Raw genomic sequence first — 24,635 nt, forward strand, 5'->3', positions numbered from 1 at the left:
AATAGAAGTAGTTGACAAGGTTGGACACGATGGCAGGACAATCGGCACAGTCGACAAAAGGCTCGACCGCATACCGCGTCGACCTCGATGGGCTGCGTGGATACGCCATCGCACTCGTCGTCCTGTTCCACGTCTTCGTCGGACGTGTCTCTGGTGGCGTCGACGTCTTCCTGCTGCTGTCCGGTTACTTTTTCCTTGGCGGGCAACTGCGATACGCCCTGCGTCCGAACCCAAACCTGAACCCGTGGTGGCCCCTGTGGCGCACCATCCGCCGACTCGTACCGGCGCTCGCACTTGTCATCGTCAGCGTTGTCCTTCTCGTTCTCGCGTTTACGCCAGAACTGATGAGCCAGCAGCTCGCGAGCCAAGTCACAGCGTCGATGCTGTACTACCAAAACTGGGAACTCATCGCCCAAAATGCCGACTACGCTGCAGCAAGCCAGGAAACATCCCCGCTACAGCACCTGTGGTCAATGTCGGTCCAGGGCCAGTTCTACATCTTCGGCATCCTCATGGGCACCCTATTGGCTGTTGCAGTATCGAAGCTCAAAGCCAACCCTGTCTGGGCGCGACGCGTAGCCATCGGAGTGCTGGCACTCATCACTATCGCCTCCTTCGCCTGGGCCTCCCGCTTCGGTTTCGTCGGCACCGGCGCCAACTACTACTCCACGTTCTCTCGCGCATGGGAACTCTCCCTCGGCGCACTGCTCGCCTTCGTACCAGCCGAGCGATTCTTCCCACAGCGTTTCGCCTGGTTCACTGCGCTACTCGGCGTCGCAATGATCACCATCACCGGCATCGTTATCCCAACGTCGCTCGCATTCCCCGGCCCCCTCACACTGCTGCCACTGACCGGTGCCGCACTGGTCATCCTGTCAGGCAACAGCAACGCTGTCTCCGGCGTGCTGGCATCTGCACCCATGACCTGGCTGGGCAAGATCGCTTACTCGCTCTACCTTTGGCACTGGCCGCTTTTGATCATCGTCACCGCCCTCGGCGGATACGCCGTTCCCCCAGCATGGCTCGGCGCATGTGTCATCGCCGTGTCCCTCGCCCTCGCACACATCACCCACATGCTGGTGGAAGATCCACTACGCCAGCATCGTGCGCGCCCGCGTGCCATGGATACGCCGGTGCGCGACGCGGGGTCGTCGCTACGCACGTGGCCCGGAAAATTCCGCGCAACGGGTGGTGTGCTCACCGCCGCTTTGTTTGCCGCAGCACTTGCCATCCAGCCAATCTGGAACGATCGTATCGACGACGCCGACAAACCCCTCGACCCCGCCATCTACCCAGGCGCACTCGCACTCGCCGGCGCCGAAGTCCCCGACGTCGAAGCCCGACCAGACCCGAACCTGGTTGCAGGCATCTACCCACCAATCGGACTGGACAACTGCATGGTCTTCCTCCCCGAAGGCCCAGACATCATGCCGGGACCTCACTGCGTATACGGTGACCTGGAAGCCGACACCACCATCGCACTGGTCGGCGGCTCCCACATCGAACCATTCGGCATCCCACTGGACATCCTTGGCAAACGCCACGGCTTCAAAGTTGCAACATTCGTGCGCCAAGAATGCCCACTCGTCGTCGGAGGCCCCTGGGACCCCGCCAACGCCGACATTGTCTCGCCAGAATGCGCAGAATGGGGCGAGAACGCGTTCGCAGAACTCGTCGAACTCAACCCTGCCATGGTGATCTCCACCTCCACACGCCCCGCAGGTCACGCAGGCGGTGGCATCGCCTCTCAGGACTACGTGCCTGACGCATACGCAAACTTCTGGCAACGCCTCGCTGAATACGGCATCCCATTCGTCGGCCTGCGCGACAACCCATGGATGTTCAACCCCGACGGCGACCCAATGGACCCCAACCTGTGCCTCGTAGCCGGATACTCCGAAGCCGACTGCTCCATGGACGCACACGTGGTCTACTCCCCTGAAGACCCTGCGAAGTACTTCCTCGACGGCGGCTACAACCAGTGGGAAATCGACACCGCCAGCTGGTACTGCATCGACGGCATCTGCCCGCCGCAGATCGGCAACATTTACATCTACCGCGACCAGAATCACATCTCCAACGCGTACGCCGAATCGCTCGCCCCATTGATGTGGGAAGAGCTCACCCCGATCTTCAACAAGCTTGGGCTTATCGACGACACCACGCTGGCCCCCGAAACCGCCACCGACTCTGCCCAAGATGGCGAAGAGGCCAACACCCTCTAAAGTGCTGGCCTCTCCCCCCTTTGATCTGTGAAGCGTTCGCGCTGCGGCGCGCTGCGCGCTAGAAGAACTTCCCCTTCTGCATACGCTTCATCGCCTCGTTGAAATCGAGGTTGTTGAGATCCATGCCCTGCATGCCCGCAGGAAGCTGGCTCTGCAACTTTTCCAAATCCTTCATATCCGGCATACCGCCACCCATGCCCGGCATTCCTGGCATTCCTGGCATCCCTGGCATCTTCGGCATGCCCTGATTTCCACCGCGCTTCACCGGCTTGCGCTTGCCGTTCTTGCCCCGGCGCCCCTTCGGCTTCTTCTTAGTAGCGCTTCGGCCCATGCCAGGCATACCCGGCAAGCCGAACTGGCTGGCCATCTGCCCCATCATCTTCTTCGCCTCGAAGAAGCGCTCCACCAACTGGTTCACATCCGAGACCTTCACACCGGAACCGTTAGCGATGCGCTTGCGGCGCGATGCGTTCAAAATCTTCGGATCCTGGCGCTCCTGAGGAGTCATACCGCGAATGATGGCCTGGATACGGTCGAGCTGCTTCTCGTCGACCATGTCCGCCATCTGGTTCATCTGCTTGCCGCCAGGCATCATCTTGAGCAGGTTGCCAATCGGCCCCATGCGACGAATCATGAGCAACTGGTCGAGGAAGTCCTCCAGTGTGAGTTCGCCGGAAGCCAACTTGGTTGCGGCTGCCTCAGCGTCCTGCTCGTTATAAGTCTGCTCAGCCTGCTCAATCAGCGACAGCAGATCACCCATGCCGAGAATACGGCTGGACATGCGGTCCGGGTGGAACACGTCGAAGTCGTCGAGCTTCTCGCCAGACGACGCAAACAGAATCGGCTTGCCCGTGACCTCACGGATGGACAGCGCGGCACCGCCACGGGCGTCGCCATCAAGTTTGGTCAGTGCAACACCAGTGAAGTCGACGCCAGCAGCGAACGCCTCGGCGGTAGACACCGCATCCTGACCGATCATCGCATCAATAACGAAAATGACCTCATCCGGATTCACTGCATCACGGATGTTGCGGGCCTGAGTCATCAGGGTCTCATCGATACCGAGGCGGCCCGCAGTATCGATGATGACCACATCGTTTTTGTTCTGCTTGGCGTGCTCAATACCCTGCTGCGCCACCGCAACCGGATCACCGTGCGAGGTGCCCATCTCGTGCTCATACGAGTCGATGGACGTACCCGGATCCGGGGCAAACGTCGGCACACCAGCGCGCTCACCAACAATCTGGAGCTGCTGCACCGCACCCGGACGCTGCAAGTCACACGCCACCAACATCGGGGTGTGGCCCTGCTTAGCCAAGTGCTTAGCCAACTTACCTGCCAGGGTGGTCTTACCAGCACCTTGCAGACCGGCGAGCATAATCACGGTCGGCGGGTTCTTCGCCAAATTCAACCGGCGAGTCTCACCGCCGAGAATGTTTGTCAGTTCCTCATCAACAATCTTGATGACCTGCTGCGCCGGATTCAGCGCTGCCGAAACATCGGCACCGAGGGCACGCTCCTTGACGCGCTTAATAAACGCACGCACAACCGGAAGCGACACGTCCGCCTCCAGCAACGCGATACGAATCTCGCGAGCCGTGGCGTTAATATCCTCCTCGGTGAGCTTGCCCTTGCCTCGCAGACCACCCAGGGCTGATTGGAGGCGGTCGGACAGTGACTCGAACACGGTGTGCACGCTCCCTTTTGCTTCTAGCGGAAAAGAATCCCCACAAGACTAGCGCGCGCCCCGGGTGATGGGCACATCACCGGGGGCGCGGGGTCGTCGACAAGCAAGCGCTTAGCCGAGAAGAGCGTCGACGAAACTCTCAACCTCAAACGGCGCAAGATCGTCCGCGCCCTCACCAAGACCAACCAGCTTTACCGGCACACCAAGTTCCTCCTGAACCTGGAAAACGATACCGCCCTTGGCGGTGCCGTCGAGCTTGGTCAGCACCACACCCGTGATGTCAACAACCTCACGGAAGACACGCGCCTGCGCAATGCCGTTCTGCCCCACCGTCGCGTCGAGCACCAGCAACACCTCATCGACGTTGCTCTTCTTCTCCACGACGCGCTTGACCTTGCCCAGCTGATCCATCAGACCCGTGGAGGTGTGCAGGCGGCCCGCCGTATCGACGAGCACCACATCAGCACCCTCGTCAACACCAGTTGCCACAGCATCGAAGGCCACCGAAGCCGGGTCCGCACCCTCCTTGCCACGAACCGTGGAAGCGCCGACGCGCTTGCCCCAGGTCTCCAACTGGTCCGCAGCCGCCGCGCGGAACGTATCCGCAGCACCAAGCACCACCGAGTGCCCCATAGACACGAGCACACGAGCAAGCTTGCCGGTAGTCGTCGTCTTACCGGTGCCGTTGACACCGACAACCAAGATCACGGCCGGTTTGCCGTCATTCGGCATCGCCTTAATCGAACGGTCGAGCTCCGGACGGGCAGCCTCAATCAGAGTTTCGCGCAGCATCGCACGAGCCTGCGCTTCGTTTTCCACACCACGCTCAGCGATCTTCTCGCGCAGGTTGTCCGTGATCTTCATCGTCAGACCCGCACCGAGATCGGCCAAGATCAGCGTGTCTTCAATCTCCTCCCACGCGTCCTCGTCCAGATCGCCAGCGGAAAGAATGCCAAGCAGACCCTGGCCGATGGCGTTCTGAGAACGGGAAAGGCGGCCACGAAGCTTGCCCATGCGACCTGCTGCTGGAGCGATGTCATCGATCGGTTCGCTCGCGGGGGCCTCAACAACGACAGCCTCATCGGAAACCTCAGCGCCATCCTGGAGCGCCTCTTCAGCACCCTCTTGAGCCACTACAGCAGCCGCAGCAGCCTCCTCTGCCTCCGCCGTGTCTGGCGTGTCTGGCGCATCGGGCGTTTCCGATTCGGCCTCAGGGGTTTCTGCCTCATCGACAGCAGGTTCCGGCTCCGGTTCTGGAGCTGGCTTCGGCTCTGCTACCGGCTCAGGTTCTGGTGCCGGCTCCGGTTCTGGCACGGCACATTCTTCAACGACAGGCTCCTCCACAGGCCGCTCGGACGGCTCTGGCTGATCTACCTCCGTGCTGGTGGTGTCGTCGACAAGCAATGGCTCTTCATCAGGCGCAACTGCTTTCTCGATAACAGTCTTCGGCTCCTGCTCGGCCTTTTCAGGCTCGACTACCGGCAGAACCGGCTGGTCACGACGAATCGGCTCCGGCTGCTTCGGCTGAGCATCCGCCGGTGCGAAATTGAAACCGCCCTTCGCCTGATAATTGCCGGATTTCTCCTGCTGAGTGAGCTCCTTCGGCTCCTCCGGCTTCTCAAACGAAACGGTCTTCGATTCCTTGCGCTTCTTCCCCGCAACGACGATGCCCACGATGATCAGCACGGCAACGACGACCGCAACCGCCACCCAAAGGGCCGGGGAGTTCATCAACTCAGTGGTATTCATGCGTTCTAGTGTGCCAGCCGCCACGACACAAGGTGGAACAGCAATAGACACATTGCTTATCGACGAATCAACGCTGCAGGTCAGGCCCATACATACGAACGGGTGTTCTAATGCGTGGCGATCGTGTCGGCCTGGTCTGTAGCTTCATTTTCAACTCAGTTAGCAGCACACGTAGCCGAGAGGGGGACCCATGACAACCATCATCGACCAACACGTCAACCAGATCACCGCTGGACTAGAAGCGCTGTCCAACCTCATGATGGAACCCGAATCCCTCCACCTCCTCGGCACCCACCAAGCAATAGAACGGCTACACGGCTCATTGCCACTGCTCGGAAACGTCAACGCCGCCTTCGCACATCTCTGCACAAGGGACAACGCCGGATCCCTGGTCGGCGCCAACCATCCCGTGGAATACCTCACGCAACGCCTCGGCCTCTCCCGTGCCCAGGCGTTCGACCTCCTCAACCACGGCAAGCGCCTCTTCGGCGAGCCCGATATCCCAGCCCCACCAACTAACCCGGAACAAACCGAAGAGGAAAAGCGCGCCGCAGAAGAAGAAGCACAACGACGCAAAGAACAAGAAAAGAAAGCCCAGGAACGCGCCCGCAAGGCTGCACGAGAAAAGAAAGCCTCCGAAGAAAAGAAGCGCATTATCTCCAACGCGCTCAAGGACCTCAACGAACACGCCAACCCGGGCTACCTCGAGTGCTACTCCCAAGCCATGGAAGCCGCAGCACGCATGACCCCCGAAGAGCTCCGGAAGTTTGTCACCGACCTCGTCCGCAAAGCCAACCGCGCGGGGCTGGACTACGAAAAGAAAAAGGACCCCCTAGCCGCGTTTAAAAAACGAGGCATCTCCTTCGGACCCACCGATGCAGACGGCGGCTCCTACGCCCGGCTCTACCTTGACGCCGCATCACGCGCAAAATTCGAAGCAGCCCTCGCCGCCGGAGAAGCCCCCGGCTCTCACCTACCCGACGGCTCCAAAGACACCCGCACGAAACAACAACGCCGCTTCGACCAACTCATGCACATCCTGGATAACTACTCCCAGGCACGTATCACGCGGGACCGCGGCATCGGAACCGTTGTGGTGACACTGACCCTGGAAGATCTGGTCGGTGCTGATTGGCAAACACGCTTTTCCACCAATACCAGTGTGGATCTCACTGCCCTCGACATTCTTCACCTGGGCTTAGCAGGAGACACTTTTGCTCTCCAACTCGACTCTGCAACCGGTGTGCCACTATCACTCGGACGCGCCCGCCTCGCGTCGATTGAACAGCGCCTCGTCCTACTCGCTACCCAAGGTGTCTGCGCCTGGAACGGGTGCACCAAACCTGGCGTCGAACTCGAAGCCCACCACCTGCAGTCCTACCTCCACGGAGGTGTCACTGACCTCAATAACCTGATACTGCTATGTCGCGAACACCACAGATGCAACAACGACAACAGAGACGGAGCCGGTGGTAAGGGACACTTCGAAAAAGACCCCGACACCTGGGACATCACCCACCATCCAGCCGACGGCGGGCCACCGACCACGACCAGCACATGGCAGTTCGAACAGTCACCCGGTCAGCGGCATAAACGAAAAATTCGGGACAAACACCCAAGTTTCGACGACCAAGAACTACCGGGAACAGATCCACCCCTGTTCGCACCGGACACCGGGTAGCCATCTTGCGCTGTGCTACGCCCCAGGTGCTACGCCCCAGGTGCTACGCCCCAGGTGCTACGCCCCAGGTGCTACACCCCAGGCGCTGCACCGGCAGGTTGCATGCGTTGAGACAGCACTCGAGTGACGCCATCGCCACGCATAGTCACGCCATAAAGCACGTTCGCAACATCCATCGTTGGCTTCTGGTGCGTGATCACAATGAGCTGCGAATCCTGACGGAGTTCCTCCAGAAGGGCAATGAGCCGGCGCAGGTTGACGTCGTCGAGCGCCGCCTCAACTTCGTCGAGCACATAAAACGGACTTGGACGCGCACGGAAGATAGCGACCAGAAACGCCAAGGCTGTCAGCGATTTTTCACCACCGGAAAGCAGCGAAAGCCGCTTGACACGCTTCCCCGGTGGCCGGGCCTCAATTTCAATGCCGGTGGCCAACATGTCGTCTGGCTCGGTGAGCACCAAGCGCGCCTCACCACCCGGGAAGAGCGTCTGGAACACTCGCGGGAACTCGGCCTCCACATCCGTCCAGGCATCGGTGAACAACTGCAAGATCTGTGCGTCAACGTCCTCGATCACACCAGTGAGGTCTTTGCGCGCCTGAATAACATCATCAAGCTGCGTAGAAAGAAACGAATACCGCTCCTCCAACGCCTTGTATTCCTCCAATGCCAGCGGGTTGACCTTACCCAGCGCGCGCAGATCCTTTTCTGCCCGCTTGAGACGTTTCTCTTCTGCTTCGCGGTCAAAGTCCTCACCTGGGGTGTACCCATCAAGCAGATCGGCTACGGCGATGCCCAGGGTGGAGGTGATGTTGGCTTCGGCTTCGTCGATACGCACCTGTGCTTGCGAGCGGGCAATATCGGATGCGTGTGCGTTGTCGGTCAATCGAGACAATTGTTGGCGCGTGGCATTGACCTGCTGACGAGCTTGCTGCAACTGCCCCTGCAGGCTTGCGGTCTGGGCGGAGAGCTCATCGCGTTGCGCCGTCGCGCGTGCCAACGCGTCCTCGATTCGGGCGGCAAGGTCGCGCGCGTGCTTCTCGACGACCCCCGCTAGCTCCGCCTCTGCTCGACGCCTTGCCATCGCAGCGTCATGGCGGGCTTTCGCCTGACGTTCTTGCTCGGCTTGGCGGCGTAGCGCGTCTCCCTTGCCCGCTTCCGCCTCTGCCCGCTGTTGTGCAGTACGCGCGGCGAGAACGGCCTCCATTTCCATGGATTTGATGTGGTTTAGCGCGTTTCGGGCAGCGTCGCGTTCGGCAGATGACGGCTCCTCGGGTGAGGCGGATACATCCGTGTCCACTCGGGTGAGACGGTCGCGAGTTTCTTCCAGTTCGGCGCGGCGTTGCGCAAGCCGTGCGTCAGCTTCGTTGGCGCGCTGCGCAGCTCGTTCGTGCTCCGACTTGTTCGCTTCAGCTTGCTTGACCAGGCGGGTGCGATCGCGTCGCCAGGCTTCGAGTTCGGTGTCGTGTTCTCGAAGAGACGCACGCGCCGACGCGGCGTTGACTCGGGCTTCTTCCGCCGCAACCTTCGCACCTTCAAACGTGCCTGCGAGTTCGCTGAGTTGTTGGCGGGCCGTTTCAAGTTCCACGCGAGCAGCCTCGATGCGGGCGGAGACTTCAACCGTGGTTGTATGCCCGGAGCCGGCTGCGATCCAGCCTTCGCCGACAAGTACGCCGTCGTGTGTGACGGCTCGTAATCTCGGGTCTTGTTCGACGACGGCACGAGCCAGCTCAACATTTTTTGCGACCACAGTGTCAGCGAGCAAACGTGTCACCGGACCAGCCACTGCTTCGTCCAGCGTGACGTGGTCGAGCAGCCAGTCCACCTCAACGTCGGTCTCCAGGCGCCATGTGGAGCCGCCTCGTGTATCGACGACCACCGTACGACTCGCATTCCCCAACCGCGACACCGTCTCGTCGGACACATCACCTGCGAGCGCTTCGGCATAGTCGCCGAGGGCCGCCGCAAGCGCCGTTTCCAAACCTGCCTCTGTAGTCAGCAAACCCGCTAGCGGTGAGAAACCGTCGAGCAATTCGGCGGCATCCATTTTCGGCGTCTGCTCAGACAGCGTTGCAATGCGCGATTCAAGCGTTGCTACGTTGCGTTCGTGTTCGCGCTGCTCAGCACGAAGTTGCTCTAGGCGCTTCTCTGCAGCGTCAGATTCGGTGTGGGCGCGGGCGAATGCGGCGTCGAGTGGAGCGCGTTCCGCCTGAAACGCCGCGATGCGTTCCTCAACGGACACAACCTCAGCGTCAGCTTGGCGTGCACGTTCACGGGTTTCTTGAAGCGTCTCGTCGAAACGCCGAATCTCCTCCTCAGCAGCTTCAACCGCTTGCGCCTGCGATTCTTCTTGAGCAAGCAGTCGCACTACGCCTTCGCGACGGTCCGCGATCGCACGCACCTGCGCCATGTGTTCGCGCTCAGCTTCATCGAAAGCTTCCTGTCGTTCCGCGACTTCTTCTCGTACCGTTTCCAGCTGTTCTGCTGCTTCTTCGGCTGCTTCGACGGCTTCCGCGTAGCGTTCGTCGGCAATCCGTGCCCGTGCTTCGAGGTCTTCCGGGTCTTGCCCGGCATAGGCAACATCGGCGTTGTGGCTCCGAGCACGCTCCGATGCGATGCGTTCCGTAGCACTCGCCCGTTCCGCCAGCGTCGATAGCGCAAACCACACCTGCTGTGCTTCTTGTGCTTTGGGCTGTACTTCCTGCTGCTGTGCTTCGATGCTCTCCTGCGCTTCGGTGTATTCCTCGAGTTGCGCGGTAACGGTTTCTACCTGTTCTTCGAGGAGTTCGGCGGCGCGGGCGGCGTCGGAAAGCTTCGCTCGCAAACGCACGACTTGGTCACCTGCGAGCTTGAGTTTGGCGTCGCGCAGTTCGGCCTGCACCGCCGCCCCACGCTTCGCGGCTTCTGCCTGCCGCGCCAACGGTTTGAGTTGCTTGCCCAGTTCGTCGGTGAGGTCGGTGAGGCGATCCAGGTTCGCCTGCATGCCGACAAGTTTGCGCTGTGCCTTCTCTTTACGACGACGGTGCTTCAGTACACCAGCGGCTTCTTCGATAAACGCGCGACGTTCTTCAGGGCGCGAATCAAGGATTTCGGAGAGTTTGCCCTGGCCGACAATGATGTGCATTTCGCGGCCGATACCGGAGTCGGACAGCAGCTCCTGAATGTCCATGAGACGTGCTTTGGAGCCGTTGATTTCGTATTCGGACGCACCGTCGCGGAACATGCGGCGAGTGATTGCTACATCGGTGTAGTCGATGGGCAATCGTTTGTCGGTGTTGTCGAAAGTAAGCGTGACTTCGGCACGTCCGAGTGGTTTGCGCCCGCCGGCACCGGCGAAGATGACGTCTTCCATCTTCCCGCCACGCAGGTTTTTCGCACCTTGCTCGCCCATCACCCACGCGAGTGCATCGACGACGTTGGATTTTCCCGAGCCGTTCGGCCCGACGACGGCGCAGATGCCCGGCTCGAATTTCATGGTTGTCGCGGACGCGAAGGACTTAAATCCTTTGAGCGTCAGCGATTTCAGGTGCATTTGCGCAATATTACCCGCTCGGGCGCGGCTTTTAACGTTCGTCGAATCCTACCGCACCCTTCGGTGCGCTGTACTGGGCTTGCACATGGTCCACGCGCCCAGGGCGCCCCGAACCAGAGGGTGTTTCCCGCAAGAGCTTTTCAAGCTTTTCGACGCCACCCTGCTCCCCCTCCGCAACCACTTCAACGCGGCCATCTGCAAGGTTCTTGGCGTATCCCGCAAGCCCAAGTTCGAGGGCGCGGGAGCGTGTCCACCAGCGAAACCCCACCCCCTGGACTTCGCCGTGGACGTGGGCGGTCATGCGTTTCTCAGCCATACCGCCCGAGAATACAACCTAGATGCGGTCCTCTGCGCTGCGTCGGGTGACGGGGTCGGAGCCGTCCCAGAACTCAACGTTCTTGACTTCCGGCAGCATGTCGCGGTGGAAGACAGGGTCTTCTCCTCGGCGACGCTGTTCGTTGTAGTTCTTCAGCAGCTTCAGCGCTACCCCGCCGAGCGGAACGATTGCGATGATGTTGAAAAGCGCCAGAAGACCGGCCATCGTGTCGCCGAGGGCCCAAACGAGCGGCACAGATCCGAACGCACCGAAGATGACGAAGCCGAGAACAACAATGCGGAACGTGGTCAACGCGGACTTGGAGTCGGTGAGGTACTGCAAATTAGCTTGCGCCAAGTAGTAGTTACCGATCACGGAAGAAAACGCCAGGAAGAACAGGATGAATGTGATGGCGTGTGCGCCCCAGGCGCCGACAGAATCGGCGAGTGCAGACTGCGTCAGCGAGGCACCCTGGATGTCATCGCGGCCATAGGTGATTGCGGGGCCGAGCAGTACAACAAACGCGGTGATGGAGCACACGAGCAGGGTGTCAAAGTACACGCCGAGGGCCTGCACAAGTCCCTGCTTAACGGGGTGAGACACGGTCGCAGTCGCGGCAGCATTTGGTGCCGAACCCATGCCTGCCTCGTTGGAGAACAAACCACGACGCATACCGTGTGCGAAGGCTGCGCCAACGGTCGCGCCCGCAACCTGCTTGAGGCCGAGAGCGTGGCCAACGATGAGTTCGAACATGCCTGGGATCTCGCGCCAATTGATCACCAGCACTGCGAGGCCAATCAAGATGTAGGCACCGGCCATGAACGGAACGATCACCTGGGTCCAAGATGCAATGCGGGTAACGCCACCGAAGATGATGAGCGCGGTGAGTGCGGCGACGACACCAGCCACGATGGTTTTCACAGCGACAGAGTCGTTGCCCAACGAGCCGGAAACCGCTTCAGCGATGGAGTTGGTTTGGATGGCGTTGTACACAAAGCCGTAAGTGATGGCGAGGAAGGCAGAGAACAGCACCGCGAGTGGCTTCCATCCAAGGCCGCGGGTCATGTAGTACGCCGGGCCGCCGTGGTAGTTGCCGTCGCTGTCCTTGGTTTTCCACAGCTGGGCCAGCGTGGATTCGACGAATGCGGTCGCACCACCGAGCAAGGCGAGCATCCACATCCAGAACACCGCACCCGGGCCACCGATGGAGATTGCCAGTGCGACACCGGCGATGTTGCCGGTGCCGACACGAGAGGCGGCAGAGATGGTGAAAGCCTTGAAGGCCGACAAGCCACCGTACTCTTCATCGAGGTCTCGACCTTCGCGGTCTTTGCCCTTCGGGGTTTCTGCAACGGCTTTGAGCATGTCCGGGAACATGCGGATTTGAACGAATAATGTGCGCAAGCCGAAGTAGATGCCGGCAGCAACGAGGAACCACGGTACGAGGCTCCAAATCACGCCATTGAGCGATCCCTCGACAAATGAGGTAGCTGAATCCATGGCGGGCAGCTTATCCCTGGGTTGTCTCAATTACCCAACGTGATCGAGCGCACTACCCCTCTATGGATTTGGTCTGTACCTCTCCGGGTTGGATTGGCCCGTGGGTGCCAAACTCGCGTTGCCAGTACAGCAGCGGGCAGTTTGCGGTAACTTCGGTGGCAGTGACGTCAACCAAGACGAGGAAGTGGTCCCCTGCTTCGATGATGCGGCTAACGTTGCCGGCGATCCAGGTGTGGTCGCCGGCAAGTTTCGGTGCGCCGTCGGCAATGCGCCAATCCACCCCCGCGAAACGATCCTCGAGCTTGTCAGCGAACCTGCGCGCCAACTCGTTCTGTTCGGTGGACAGCACGTTGATACCGATCGGTGAGCCGATCTCCAACCTCGCGAGCAGCGATGACTTCTGGTCTAGCGAGACCAGCACCATCGGTGGTTCGAGAGAAAGTGACATGAATGCGCTGACCGTTGTGCCGTGTGCCGATGCTTGCGTCCCTGTCGTCACAATGGCAACTGCAGCGGCAACCTGGGACATCGCGACTTTGAACGTCTGCTGATCAACCATGTCTTCTAACCTAGAGCACTTGGCAAACCGGGCAGTAATAACTGGAACGGCCGTTGATCACGGTGCGGGCGATCTCCGTTCCGCATCGCGCACAGGGTTTTCCGGCTTGACCGTATGCATTGAGAGAGCGTGCGAAGTATCCGGAGGCTCCGTTGACGTTGACATAGAGGGCATCGAAGCTCGTTCCGCCTTGCTCGAGCGCCCGGGCCATTACGTCACGCGATGCCTCAAGCACTGCTTCGGCGTCGCGTTGTCGCATGGTGCGCGCTTTACGCCAGGGTTTGAGGTTTGCAGACCACATTGCTTCATCGGCGTAGATCGAGCCGATTCCACTGACAATTTCTTGGTTGAGCAGCACCGTTTTCAGAGCCGAATTCTTCCGGCGCATCGCGCGCGCTGTCTCTCGCACATCAAATGCATCCTCGAAAGGGTCCGGCGCAATATGGCCCGCAGGACGAGGCACCCCGTCGACGAGGTCGGTGTATTGCCAGAATCCGAACGTGCGCTGGTCGACGAAACACAGCTCACATGTGCCCATGTCTGCGCGAATTCGCAAATGCGGCGATGTCACTTCGCCATGCTTTGCGACGAGCATCTGTCCACTCATCCTCAAATGCACCAGCACCGCTGCCCCATTGTCCAGCAGTAGCCACAAGTACTTGCCCCGTCGGCCCGTATCCACGACGGTACGTCCCGGCAGCACACGCTCAAGATCAACTTCGTTGCCACGCGATGCACGTGGGTGAAGCACTTCGACGCGGCCGAACGTGAGGCCGACTATGTGTTGTTGGAGCCCCCGGCGGACCACCTCAACTTCTGGCAGTTCAGGCATGTCCCAGGGTGGCCTCGGCAGCGTGGTCGCGCAGGTATACCAGTGCTTGTTGGGCCGCTTCCTGCTCCGCGAGTTTCTTGTTCGGCCCCACGCCCTTACCTCGCACGACACCGTTGATCAGCGTTTCGGCGTGGAAGGTTTGCTCGTGGTCCGGACCGGTCGCCTCAGAGCGATACTCTGCAACAGGGAGCTTCAGTTCTGCCACACGAACTTGCAGTGCGGTCTTCCAGTCCTTGTTCTTTTTGCTTACCGTGGCGTGACGCAGTTTCTCGTCAAAAAGCCGCAGGATCACGTCGCGGGCAGTCGCGAATCCATGCTCGAGATATATCGCGCCGAGCACAGCCTCTGTTGTGTCGGCAAGAATCGACTCTTTATCGCGCCCACCAGTCAGTTCTTCACCTTTGCCAATGAGAACGTGCTGGCCGAGGTTGATCTCACGGGCGATGTCGGACAAGCCGTAACGCGACACAATCGCTGCGCGCATTGGAGAAAGATCGGACTCGGGACGCGACGGGTAAAGCTCAAAGAGCTTAGTTGCCACGGTCAGACCTAAGATGGCGTCGCCGACGAACTCGAGTCGCTCGTTGTTGGGCAGTTGGTTGTGTTCGTTGGCGAACGAGCGGTGAGTCAGCGCAAGTTTGAGATTGTCGCGCTCGATGTTGACGCCCAGTTTTTCCAGCAGTGGCGCATGGTCTACTGCCCCATAGGCGTCTTCCCATGCCTGTTCGGCGTTGGCGGGTTTCCTGCGTGAACGGCTCACAGGAACTTCTCCAGATCTGCCCAACGCGGGTCGACAAGGTTGTTTTCTTCGCCCGATACACCGTCCGGCACGGGAACGTCGGTATCGCCGGCGCATTCTGGCTGGCAGGTCGGGTTGAACGGCAGGTTAAGCCCAGCTTCGTTCACAAACGCTTGCTCTAGGTCGACAGTATCGCCTTCGACACGGGCAATTTCGTCCCCCGAGCCACGGTCTTCTTCTTCCTCTGCGTCTCCGGTGATGAAATCATCTGAAGTGGAAAACACTTCGGAGATCTGGAGCGTTTCGGTGGGGGTCAGATCTTTAAGGCAGCGCACACACTGGCCTACAAATTCGGCAGTCAGGGTCGCATCGACCATGATGCCGGAGCCAAGTGGGGTCAGGGTGGCTTCTATCTTGACCTCTCGGCCTTCAGGAATAGCGATCATTTCCGGGCCGATACGCGACGGGGATGGCCCCGTCTGCGTCAGGGTTTCCGGCAGTCCATCGCCTTTGAGGACGCCGGAAACATCAAATACGAAAGGATTGTTAGCCATAGCCCTTTCAGACTACAACGAATCGCTTCCCTTGCTAGTACTCGTCGGCTTCACCCTGGCCACGGCGAGCGCGGTCTGCACCGGAGACGCCCGCCCCACGACGCAGCGCGGAGCGGTCGGTGGAGACAGTGCGCAGCACGGTGTTGAGGGTCTCCTCGAACTCTGCGAGCTTGGAGTCGACATAGTCGTCGCACTCTGCGCGCAGGCGGGAGGATTCAGCGTGTGCGTCTTCGACGAGGCGATGTGCCTCTTCGTCTGCGCGACGCATGACCTCAGACTCGGAGATCAAGCGCTTCTGCTCCTTCAGGCCCTGGTCGACGGAGCGCTGGTATTCCTCGTTGCCGGTTTCCACAAGGTGATCGGCTTCGCGCTGAGCACTGTTGATGGTGGTTTCTGCAATGTCGCGAGCGCGGGTGATCATCATGTTCGACTCTTCCTCGGCGCCCGAGACGAGTCGAGTTGCGTGGTCCTGGGCGTCCGACAGCACCGTCTCCGATTCGGCTTGGGCGTCGGAAACGATGCGACGGGCGTCCTCTTCGGCGTCGCCAACGAGAACGTCGGCGCGTTCCTGGGCCCCGCGCAGGATTTCGTCCTGCTTGTCCAGAACGTCCTGGGCGTCGTCTAGATCGCCGGGCAGGGCGTTGCGGAGGTCGTCGAGAAGAGCGAGCATCTCATTGCGGGGCACCATGCAGTTGGAGGTCATCGGCACGCCGTAGGCCTGCTCCATCGTCTGCACTAACTCATCGAGGGCTTCAAAAACGCGGTACATAGTTGCACAGCGTACTGGATGAAGCTCTAAATCACGCCTTGCGCCAGCATCGCGTCGGCAACCTTTTTAAACCCAGCGATATTTGCGCCCACAACATAGTCGCCCGCGCGGTCATATTGCTCTGCGGTTCGTGCCGCGGTCTTGAAGATGTTGGACATGATGCGCTGCAGACGGTCGTCGGTGTATTCGAAGGACCAGGAGTCACGGGAAGCGTTTTGCTGCATCTCCAGCGCAGAGGTAGCAACACCACCGGCATTAGCCGCTTTACCTGGGCCGAAAGAGACCTTATTAGCCCGGAAGACCTCGGTCGCTTCGTGCGTGGACGGCATATTGGCGCCCTCCGCGACGTACTTCACACCGTTGTCGACGAGGCGTTGGGCATGCTCGCCGTTGAGCTCATTTTGGGTTGCGCACGGCAACGCCACGTCAGCTTCGAGGTCCCAAATGGAGCCGTCGGTGTGGTAGGTCGCCCCGGTGGCTTCTGCGACATAGTCGGAAACGCGTCCGCGACGGTTTTCCTTGATGTCGATCAGGAGCTCAGTATCAACCCCATTCGGGGTCTCCACCCAACCGGAGGAGTCGGAGAAGCCAACGACAGTTGCACCAAGCGCCTGCGCCTTCTTGATCGCATAGGTGGCAACGTTGCCGGAGCCGGAGACAATCACGCGTGCACCGTCAATGGATTCGCCGTTGGTACGCATCATTTCGTCGGTGAAGTACACAGCGCCGTAGCCCGTGGCTTCCTTGCGCACGAGGGAGCCACCCCATGTCAGCCCCTTACCGGTGAGCACGCCCGACTCGTGCTGGTCCACCAGGCGGCGGTACTGGCCAAACAGGAAGCCGATTTCGCGCCCACCCACGCCGATGTCACCCGCGGGGACGTCGCGGTATTCGCCGATGTGGCGCCACAGTTCAGTCATGAAGGATTGGCAGAAGCGCATGATTTCGGCGTCGGACTTGCCCTTCGGGTCGAAGTCGGACCCGCCTTTGCCGCCGCCGATGGGCAGACCGGTGAGCGAGTTTTTGAAGATCTGTTCAAAGCCAAGGAATTTGATGATGCCCAGGTTCACGCTCGGGTGGAATCGCAGACCGCCCTTGTAGGGGCCAAGTGCGGAGTTGAACTGGACACGGAAGCCACGGTTGACGCGCACGTTGTTGTCATCGTCGATCCACGGGACGCGGAAGATGATCTGACGCTCCGGCTCGCAGAGGCGCTCGATGAGGCCGTAGTCGGCGTAGTGCGGGTCTTTTTCCAGGACGATCTTCAGCGAGTCGAGCACCTCGGCAACTGCTTGGTGGAACTCGGGTTCTCCCGCGTTTCGCTCGAGCACCCTGTCGTAAAAACTCGCAACTTCCTGGTCGATTGCACTCATGTGACCCCGCCTCCAATTTCTATAGGCTTGCAGAATTGTTTACCGGAAAGATGCTACAACACATCTCGCCCGCCCGCGGAATTTTGCGGTCTTCCGGTTAAACTTGCCCGCATGTCTTCCTCTTTCGACCCGGCTCCGTCGCCGAAAATCGTCATCGCCCCGGATTCGTTTAAGTCCACTGCTACTGCGCAGGAGGCTGCTGAATGGCTGGCAGAGGGTGTGACAAGCGTGATCCGCGATGCCCAAATCATCCTTGCCCCGATGGCCGACGGTGGCGAGGGCACGTCCGCGTTGTTTGAGGGGGAACGCATTTGCTTACCGACGACCACAGCAGACGGTCGCCTTACCGAAGCCGAATACACATTCCACGCCCCCTCCTCCACCGCCTATATCGATGTGTCTGCTGCTTCTGGGTTGCCCGCTGTGGAAAAGCCGGCCCCGCTGACCGGCGACACTTACGGCACCGGTGTGCTCATCGCTGATGCGGAGACCCGCGGCGCGAAACGTATCGTGCTTGGTCTCGGTGGCACCGCAACGGTCGATGGCGGTACCGGCATTCTGGTGGCGCTCGGTGTCAACCCCCTCGACGCTGCTGGCTATCAGCTAAAACCTGGCGGTGGCGCGTTGGAAAACCTTGCAGATTTCGACACTGCCAAAGTCAATGTCCCTGCTGGCGCTATGGAGTGGGTGCTGCTCACTGACACGTCTGCACCAGCAACAGGCCCGAACGGTGCAGCTCACGTGTTCGGCCCACAAAAGGGCGCGACCACCGACGATGTTGAACTCTTGGATCGTGGCCTTGCTCGACTGTGCGAGGTCGCAGAGATCGACCCCACAACCCCGGGGCTTGGTGCGGCGGGCGGCGTGGGCATCGGCCTGACATGGCTTTCCACCATGCTGCACGGGACCGATTCCCACGTGCTTATCGTGCCCGGCGCGCGCGTTGTCGCAGATTCCAACGGGCTGACTGAGCAGATCGATGGCGCTGCGTTGGTGATCACCGGCGAAGGTCGCTTCGATGGACAGACAGGCACCGGCAAGGTGGCGTCTGTGGTCGGCGAGCTTGCTGCGGAAGCAGGTGCGGTATTCGCGATTGCTGCAGGGCGTTTCGACGAGCAGCCCGCCGACGGAACTCTCGCAGTGACGCTGCCCGAGATTGACGACGTCCGCGAGCAGCTCGTTCGCGCCGGTGCGGAGATTGCGGTCGCTTACCTCAACACTTCAACTGTCCAGGGATAAATCGACGGGGCCTCGAATTTGTCCTGGTCCTCGAGCGCCACGGGGTCGCGTGGCAGGTCGCGCTTGGGGGTCAGGATGCGTGAGAGCCCCATAGCGAGGCGGTTAATACTGTCCGCGCCTTCGGACTCGATGCGGTAGCGGTGGATTTCAGCGTCGTCTGCTGGCTCGCCGCGGTCGTGTTCATAGGTTTCGGCGAGCTGGGCGTGCACGGTGTCGTCGATACGCACTTGCTCCATTGTCACGCTGCCGGAGGTGAGCATCTCGCGGCGCACCAGGATGTCGAGGGCGCGCTGGAATGCGTCGCGTACCTCTGGAGCTGCCGCGGGTGGGACGAGGACGTCGAATTGAATGACAGACATGGGCATAAGGCTAGACGCTCGGGGCGGTAGGGTGTCGTTCATGTCTCACGCTGCTGTCAACCCGACGCCCGCGCAGCACACAGCGCTGCAACGTATGAAGGACGGCACGTTAAAGCAGGTCAACCCGTTCACCGGAACCCATGTGTGGACGGTGCCTGGCCGTGGCAACCGTCCGCTTCACACCCAGCCGAACGAACCTGCAGCACTTGGCCCCGGCGCGCACACCGATACGTGTAATTTCTGCGCGGACCGCATGCTGCATACTCCCCCGGAGCGTTCGCGGCTGGTGACAACCAGCACGGGTTTCGACATTCTGCGCAATGTCATGCCGGATGAACTCGATGCGACACAGGCCGACTTTCGGCGCGTGCCCAACCTGTTCGAGATCGTTTCTTACGACTACTGGCGCGAAAACTATGGTGCGGAAATGCCAAAAGATTGGCAGGAGCACATGGAGCGCTACCTGTCGGACCCGTCTGGCCGACACCACGTGTTGGATATTGTGCGCACGCGCTTGTCTGCGTCGGGTCAGGATCCGGATCTGCCGGACGAGCAACTGCTCAGCATCGCGCCTGCTTATTTTGGTGGTGGGCACGACGTAATCATTGCAAGGCGGCACTTTATCGACGACGCCCGCGACACCTCCGACCTCGCAGGCTCAGGCTCGCTCACTGCGGATGAGCACTACCAGTTCATCGCCTTCACCGTCGATTCGTTGCACGACCTCATCACTCACCACCGTCACGCCCGCTATGTTGTGGTGTTTCAAAACTGGCTCGCCGCAGCCGGCGCGTCGTTTGAGCACCTGCATAAGCAGTTGGTTGCTATCGACGAGCATGGCGTCAACGCTGAGTCCGAAATCGCCAAGTTGCAGCAGCACCCGAACATGTACAACGACTGGGGTGTGAACCCCGCTTTCGACAACAACCTGGTCATCGCGGAGAACGACCACGCCGTCCTAGTTGCCGGTGTGGGGCACCGCTACCCCACGATGACGGTGTATTCGAAGTCGGAAGCATGCGAGCCATGGCTGCACACTGACGACGAGGTCCGTGCCATGTCGGACCTGCTCCACGCCGCACACGCCGCGACCGGTACCCGTGTGGCCACGAACGAAGAGTGGCACTACAAACCACACGATGTCGAGGTGCCAATGCCGTGGCGTATCAATGTGAAGTGGCGCATCTCTACTGTTGCGGGTTTTGAGGGCGGCACGCAGATCTTCGTCAATACGCTTTCGCCCTTTGATGTCCACGACCGCGTCACCACGGAACTGGAGCGCTTGCGTGCCGTGGGAACGGTCGCGCCTAGTATCCGTATAGGCCAAGAATGCACGCCTAGGCCGAACGTGCTGCGCTATACCCAAGGTTTGGCCCCGAACGTAGAGAGGTAACGAGACTATGAGCAACATCGCCGACATCTTGGATACTTACCAGGTTGATGCAGCCTGGCAGCGCCGACTCTACGAGGAACTGCACGCTAACCCGGAGCTCTCCATGCACGAGGAGGAGACCTACCAGCGAATCCTGCATGAGTTGAAGCCGCTTGATTGCGAGGTTGTTGCCCCGATTGGCAAGTACGGCATCTGCGCAGTCTTTCGCAACGGCGAAGGCCCGACAGCGCTCTACCGAGCCGACTTTGATGGCCTTCCGGTCACGGAGCGCACCGGCGTACCGTTTGCTTCCCGCAAGGTGGTCACCACTGCGGATGGGCACACGACCGGCACGATGCACGCTTGCGGCCACGACATCCACACCACGGCTCTGCTGAGCTTGTGCCACGTCATGGACAACACGCGCGACCACTGGTCGGGCACGTTTATCGCATTGTTCCAGCCTGGCGAGGAGCTGGCTGCGGGCGCCCAAGACATGGCCGATGGCGGCCTGGCTGAGAAGGTGCCCACCCCGGACGTGGTGTTGGGCCTGCACGTGATGCCTGGTCGCGCTGGCGAGGTCATGTCCAAGCCCGGCCCGCAGTTCGCTGCTTGTGATTCGATCAGGGTGCACATTCCCGGCCGTTCGGCCCACGGTTCGATGCCGCACAACTCGGTGGATCCCACGTTTACTGCCGCGATGATTATCGCTCGTCTGCAGGCGATTGTGGGGCGTGAGGTCAATCCGGCGGATTTCGCGGTGGTCACCGTCGGCAGCATGAGTGCTGGGCGCGCGATCAATATCATTCCAGGGTCTGCGGAGTTGGTGCTCAACTGCCGTTTCTACGACGACAAGGTCAAGGCACGCGTGTATGCCGCCATCGAGCGTGTTGTCCATGCCGAGGTAGCTGCCTCGGGCGCGGAGGGCACGGCTGGCATCGAGTACTTTGCTCACGGCGAACTGTTGGACAACGACGAGGCGGTCTTTTCCGCAGTGCGCGCGAACTTCGATGCGGTGTTCGGTGAGGACTCGGTCACGTCCGATCCGAAGACGGTTTCCGAGGACTTCCCGATCATCGGTCAAACGTTTGGGGCGCCGTACCTCTTCTGGCTCATCGGTTGCACCCCGCGCGACGTGTGGGATCGTGCTGTCGAGGAGGATCGGGTTGCCGAGGATGTTCCGGTCAACCATATGCCGAACTTCCTGCCGGATTATGAGCCCACGATTTCTGCTGCCACACGCTCGGCCGCAGTTGCTGTCTTGACCTACCTAGCTGGCTAACTGGCGGTACGCTTGGGCGCCATGACGTTCTCCAAGCAGTCACCCGCATTTGAGCAGACGATCGCAGGCCATGTCCGTGGCTTTGCCGGCAAGTCGCCGCAAGCCGCGACAGTGAAGAAGTTTTGGACCGGCTTGTCGGCCGCTGTCGTTGAGCAGATCGCCGACGATTGGGATGAAACCCGCAACGCCTACCGCAAGGCTCGTCGCGCTGCGTATTTCTCGGCGGAGTTTTTGCAGGGCCGTGCGCTGCTGAACAATCTGACAAACCTTGGGCTCGTCGATAAGGCTGAGGCGGTGACCCGCGATTTGGGCCACGAGCTCTCCGACGTGTTGGAGGCAGAACACGACGCGGCACTGGGCAATGGCGGGCTCGGCCGCCTCGCCGCCTGCTTCTTGGATTCGGCAGCGACGCAGGACTATCCGCTGACCGGCTATGGCCTGCTGTACCGCTACGGGTTGTTCCGCCAGGAGTTCGAGGACGGCTTCCAGCGCGAGCACCCGGACCGTTGGAAGGAATCGTTCTACCCGTTTATCGTGCGTCGTGGCTCTGAGCAGCGCATTGTTCATTTCGACGACATGGATGTGCGCGCAATTCCGTACGACATGCCGATCACGGGTTACGGCACGAACAATGTGGGCACACTGCGTCTGTGGGACGCTTCCCCGATCGATGAGTTCGACTATGACGCGTTCAATTCTCAGCGCTTTGCCGACGCGATCCTTGAGCGCGAGGCTGTCCACGACATCACGCGTGTGCTCTACCCGAACGACACCACGTACGCCGGCAAGTTGCTGCGCGTGCGTCAGCAATACTTCTTCGTGTCTGCATCGTTGCAGGAACTTATCGACGACTACCGCGCCGCCCACGGCGACGACCTGCGCAACTTCCACAAGTACAACTCGATCCAGCTCAACGACACACACCCGGTGCTCGGCATTCCTGAGCTGATGCGTTTGCTTATGGACGAGCACGGACTCGGCTGGGACGACGCCTGGGAAGTCACCACCAACACGTTTGCCTACACCAACCACACGGTGCTGCAGGAGGCGCTGGAGACCTGGGAAGAGTCCATCTTCAAGCAGCTCTTCTGGCGCATCTGGGAGATTGTGGAAGAGATTGACCGCCGTTACCGCCTTGATATGGAGGCCCGCGGGGTGGATCCAGAAACGGCGCACCACCACTCCCCGATCCACGACGGTCACGTCCATATGGCATGGATCGCCTGCTACGCCTCCTATTCGGTCAATGGTGTGGCTGCGCTTCACACGGAGATCATCAAACGCGACACGCTCGGCTTCTGGCACGGGCTGTATCCGGAACGCTTTAACAACAAAACCAACGGTGTGACCCCTCGCCGTTGGCTGCGTATGTGCAACCCGCGTTTGTCTGAGTTGCTGGACCGTCTCGCGGGATCGGACGAGTGGGTCACCGACCTGTCCAAGCTGCAGGAACTACGCCGCTTCGCGGACGATCCGGAGGTCATGCGCGAGTTGCGGGAGATCAAGGCTGCAAACAAGCGTGACTTCGCCGAGTGGATCAGTGCCCGCCAGGGTGCGGTGATCGATCCAGACTCGATCTTTGACACCCAGATCAAGCGTCTGCATGAGTACAAGCGCCAGTTGATGAACGCCCTGTACATCCTGGATCTGTACTTCCGGATCACCAAGGATGGCGAGCACAACATTCCGAAGCGCACGTTCATCTTTGGTGCGAAGGCGGCCCCGGGTTACGTCACGGCGAAGGGCATCATCAAGCTCATCAACACCATCGCTGAGCTGGTGAATAATGACCCCGTGGCGTCTCAGTACATCCACGTGGTGTTCGTGGAGAACTACAACGTCTCCCCCGCCGAGCAGATCATCCCGGCAACGGATGTCTCTGAGCAGATTTCCACCGCTGGCAAAGAGGCCTCGGGCACATCGAACATGAAGTTCATGATGAATGGCGCGCTCACGCTGGGCACGATGGACGGGGCGAATGTGGAGATCGTCGATGCCGTCGGCGAGGACAATGCTTACATCTTCGGCGCCCGCGAGGAGGACCTGCCGGAGTTGAAGACGCACTACAACCCGCGCCAGGTTGCGGAGCAGACCCCAGGGTTGATGCGCGCGCTCGATGCGCTTGTCGACGGCACCTTGGATGACCGTGGCACCGGAGCCTTCCACGACATTCGCGCATCGCTTCTCGACGACAACGGCTACGGCGAGCGCGACGTCTTCTACGTCTTAGGCGACTTCGCTGATTTCCGTGCGACTCGCGATCGTATGGCCGCTGACTACTACGCCGACCAGGACGAGTGGGCGCGGAAGTGCTGGATCAACATTTGCGAGTCGGGCCGGTTCTCCTCCGACCGCACCATCCGCGACTATGCCGACGAGGTCTGGAAGATCAGCCCGACCCCGATCGACTAGTGGCGCACCATGCGTTTGGTGGTGATCTTGTCCCGCTCATGGGTTTTCGACTCACCATCAAACGCAAAGCCTTGCTTGGTGTAGAAGGCCTGGGCGCGGTCGTTGAAGTCTGCCACCCAGAGGAATGCTGGTTCGCCGGGGTGGATGACGGCGTCGAGAAGCTTCGGCGCCACTCCGGTCCCTGCTGCGTCCTCGAGCAGGTACAGGTTGCGAAGTTCGGTGCGCTCGCCTGGGATGCCGTACGCCAACCCGATGATCTTTCCGTCAAACTCCGCGATTGCGACGCGGCCGTTCGGGTTGCGGAAGTACTCGACCCACTGTTGTTCGAGTGCTGCGTGATCGTCGAGGACGTCGTCGTCAATATGCCCCCGGAATGCTTGGGCACGGGAGCGGTAGTGCATGTCGGCAATGGCGATGGCGTCTTGTGCGCTTGCTTGTCGGATGCTGGCGTCCATGC

General features: G+C 60.5%; 19 protein-coding genes. 6 read left to right on the forward strand and 13 right to left on the reverse strand.

Annotation, left to right across the window (positions count from 1 at the left end; genetic code table 11):
• Positions 1 to 29: 29 nt before the first annotated feature.
• Complete coding sequence (locus CCOY_RS07895) at positions 30 to 2,225, forward strand: acyltransferase family protein (RefSeq protein WP_070422249.1); 2,196 nt, start codon at positions 30 to 32, stop codon at positions 2,223 to 2,225.
• A gap of 58 nt (positions 2,226 to 2,283) precedes the next feature.
• Here the strand turns inward: CCOY_RS07895 and ffh are convergent, their stop codons facing one another.
• Positions 2,284 to 3,912, reverse strand: coding sequence for a signal recognition particle protein (gene ffh / locus CCOY_RS07900; RefSeq protein WP_070422388.1), 1,629 nt, complete (start codon positions 3,910 to 3,912; stop codon positions 2,284 to 2,286).
• Positions 3,913 to 4,023: 111 nt separating this feature from the next.
• Positions 4,024 to 5,661, reverse strand: coding sequence for a signal recognition particle-docking protein FtsY (gene ftsY / locus CCOY_RS07905; protein WP_244268614.1), 1,638 nt, complete (start codon positions 5,659 to 5,661; stop codon positions 4,024 to 4,026).
• A gap of 190 nt (positions 5,662 to 5,851) precedes the next feature.
• Between ftsY and CCOY_RS07910 the strand changes: the two genes are divergently transcribed.
• On the forward strand, positions 5,852 to 7,342 hold the full coding sequence (locus CCOY_RS07910) for an HNH endonuclease signature motif containing protein (RefSeq protein WP_244268615.1): 1,491 nt from the start codon (positions 5,852 to 5,854) through the stop codon (positions 7,340 to 7,342).
• A 71-nt stretch (positions 7,343 to 7,413) separates the two neighbouring features.
• Here CCOY_RS07910 and smc read toward each other — a convergent pair whose 3' ends face one another.
• The 9 genes from smc to gdhA are packed head-to-tail and all read right to left on the reverse strand — an operon-like array spanning position 7,414 to position 17,514.
• Entirely contained in the window at positions 7,414 to 10,872 is a 3,459-nt protein-coding gene (gene smc, locus CCOY_RS07915; protein ID WP_092100233.1) for a chromosome segregation protein SMC, read from the reverse strand.
• Positions 10,873 to 10,903: 31 nt separating this feature from the next.
• Complete coding sequence (locus CCOY_RS07920; protein WP_070450968.1) at positions 10,904 to 11,188, reverse strand: acylphosphatase; 285 nt, start codon at positions 11,186 to 11,188, stop codon at positions 10,904 to 10,906.
• Positions 11,189 to 11,206: 18 nt separating this feature from the next.
• Positions 11,207 to 12,688 carry an alanine/glycine:cation symporter family protein gene (locus CCOY_RS07925; RefSeq protein WP_070840551.1) on the reverse strand — a complete coding sequence of 494 codons (1,482 nt, stop codon included), beginning with the start codon at positions 12,686 to 12,688 and terminating at the stop codon, positions 11,207 to 11,209.
• A gap of 52 nt (positions 12,689 to 12,740) precedes the next feature.
• Positions 12,741 to 13,247, reverse strand: coding sequence for a flavin reductase family protein (locus CCOY_RS07930; protein WP_070422244.1), 507 nt, complete (start codon positions 13,245 to 13,247; stop codon positions 12,741 to 12,743).
• A 10-nt stretch (positions 13,248 to 13,257) separates the two neighbouring features.
• Complete coding sequence (gene mutM, locus CCOY_RS07935; protein ID WP_070450964.1) at positions 13,258 to 14,079, reverse strand: bifunctional DNA-formamidopyrimidine glycosylase/DNA-(apurinic or apyrimidinic site) lyase; 822 nt, start codon at positions 14,077 to 14,079, stop codon at positions 13,258 to 13,260.
• A complete protein-coding gene (gene rnc / locus CCOY_RS07940) occupies positions 14,072 to 14,839 on the reverse strand; it encodes a ribonuclease III (protein ID WP_070450962.1) in 768 nt (255 codons plus the stop codon). Before rnc ends, mutM begins: the two co-directional genes overlap by 8 nt.
• The gene (locus CCOY_RS07945; RefSeq protein WP_070771456.1) at positions 14,836 to 15,372 is read right to left on the reverse strand and encodes a YceD family protein; all 537 of its coding nucleotides are present in this window, start codon (positions 15,370 to 15,372) and stop codon (positions 14,836 to 14,838) included. The genes rnc and CCOY_RS07945 overlap by 4 nt, the downstream gene beginning before the upstream one ends.
• A gap of 34 nt (positions 15,373 to 15,406) precedes the next feature.
• Positions 15,407 to 16,141 carry a DivIVA domain-containing protein gene (locus tag CCOY_RS07950; protein ID WP_070422240.1) on the reverse strand — a complete coding sequence of 245 codons (735 nt, stop codon included), beginning with the start codon at positions 16,139 to 16,141 and terminating at the stop codon, positions 15,407 to 15,409.
• A 26-nt stretch (positions 16,142 to 16,167) separates the two neighbouring features.
• The gene (gene gdhA / locus CCOY_RS07955) at positions 16,168 to 17,514 is read right to left on the reverse strand and encodes an NADP-specific glutamate dehydrogenase (RefSeq protein WP_070450958.1); all 1,347 of its coding nucleotides are present in this window, start codon (positions 17,512 to 17,514) and stop codon (positions 16,168 to 16,170) included.
• A gap of 111 nt (positions 17,515 to 17,625) precedes the next feature.
• Here gdhA and CCOY_RS07960 point away from each other — a divergent pair, with 111 nt between their 5' ends.
• The gene (locus CCOY_RS07960; RefSeq protein ID WP_070816308.1) at positions 17,626 to 18,753 is read left to right on the forward strand and encodes a glycerate kinase; all 1,128 of its coding nucleotides are present in this window, start codon (positions 17,626 to 17,628) and stop codon (positions 18,751 to 18,753) included.
• Here the strand turns inward: CCOY_RS07960 and CCOY_RS07965 are convergent.
• Complete coding sequence (locus tag CCOY_RS07965; RefSeq protein WP_070422386.1) at positions 18,723 to 19,112, reverse strand: hypothetical protein; 390 nt, start codon at positions 19,110 to 19,112, stop codon at positions 18,723 to 18,725. The two genes, CCOY_RS07960 and CCOY_RS07965, sit on opposite strands and share 31 nt — an antisense overlap.
• A 40-nt stretch (positions 19,113 to 19,152) precedes the next feature.
• Here CCOY_RS07965 and CCOY_RS07970 point away from each other — a divergent pair, with 40 nt between their 5' ends.
• The 3 genes from CCOY_RS07970 to CCOY_RS07980 are packed head-to-tail and all read left to right on the forward strand — an operon-like array spanning position 19,153 to position 24,178.
• Positions 19,153 to 20,505: a DUF4921 family protein gene (locus CCOY_RS07970; RefSeq protein ID WP_244268616.1), complete on the forward strand. Its 1,353-nt coding sequence runs from the start codon at positions 19,153 to 19,155 to the stop codon at positions 20,503 to 20,505.
• Between the two features lie 7 nt (positions 20,506 to 20,512).
• Positions 20,513 to 21,766 (forward strand): amidohydrolase, encoded by a 1,254-nt coding sequence (locus tag CCOY_RS07975; RefSeq protein ID WP_070483926.1) that lies wholly within the window; start codon positions 20,513 to 20,515, stop codon positions 21,764 to 21,766.
• Between the two features lie 21 nt (positions 21,767 to 21,787).
• Positions 21,788 to 24,178, forward strand: a complete 2,391-nt coding sequence (locus tag CCOY_RS07980; protein WP_092100235.1) for a glycogen/starch/alpha-glucan phosphorylase — start codon at positions 21,788 to 21,790, stop codon at positions 24,176 to 24,178.
• Here CCOY_RS07980 and CCOY_RS07985 read toward each other — a convergent pair.
• On the reverse strand, positions 24,175 to 24,633 hold the full coding sequence (locus CCOY_RS07985; RefSeq protein WP_092100238.1) for a GNAT family N-acetyltransferase: 459 nt from the start codon (positions 24,631 to 24,633) through the stop codon (positions 24,175 to 24,177). The two genes, CCOY_RS07980 and CCOY_RS07985, sit on opposite strands and share 4 nt — an antisense overlap.
• Between the last annotated feature and the right edge of the window lie 2 nt (positions 24,634 to 24,635).

Origin of the sequence: Corynebacterium coyleae (genome assembly GCF_030408635.1) — a bacterium.
Lineage (GTDB): Bacteria > Actinomycetota > Actinomycetes > Mycobacteriales > Mycobacteriaceae > Corynebacterium > Corynebacterium coyleae.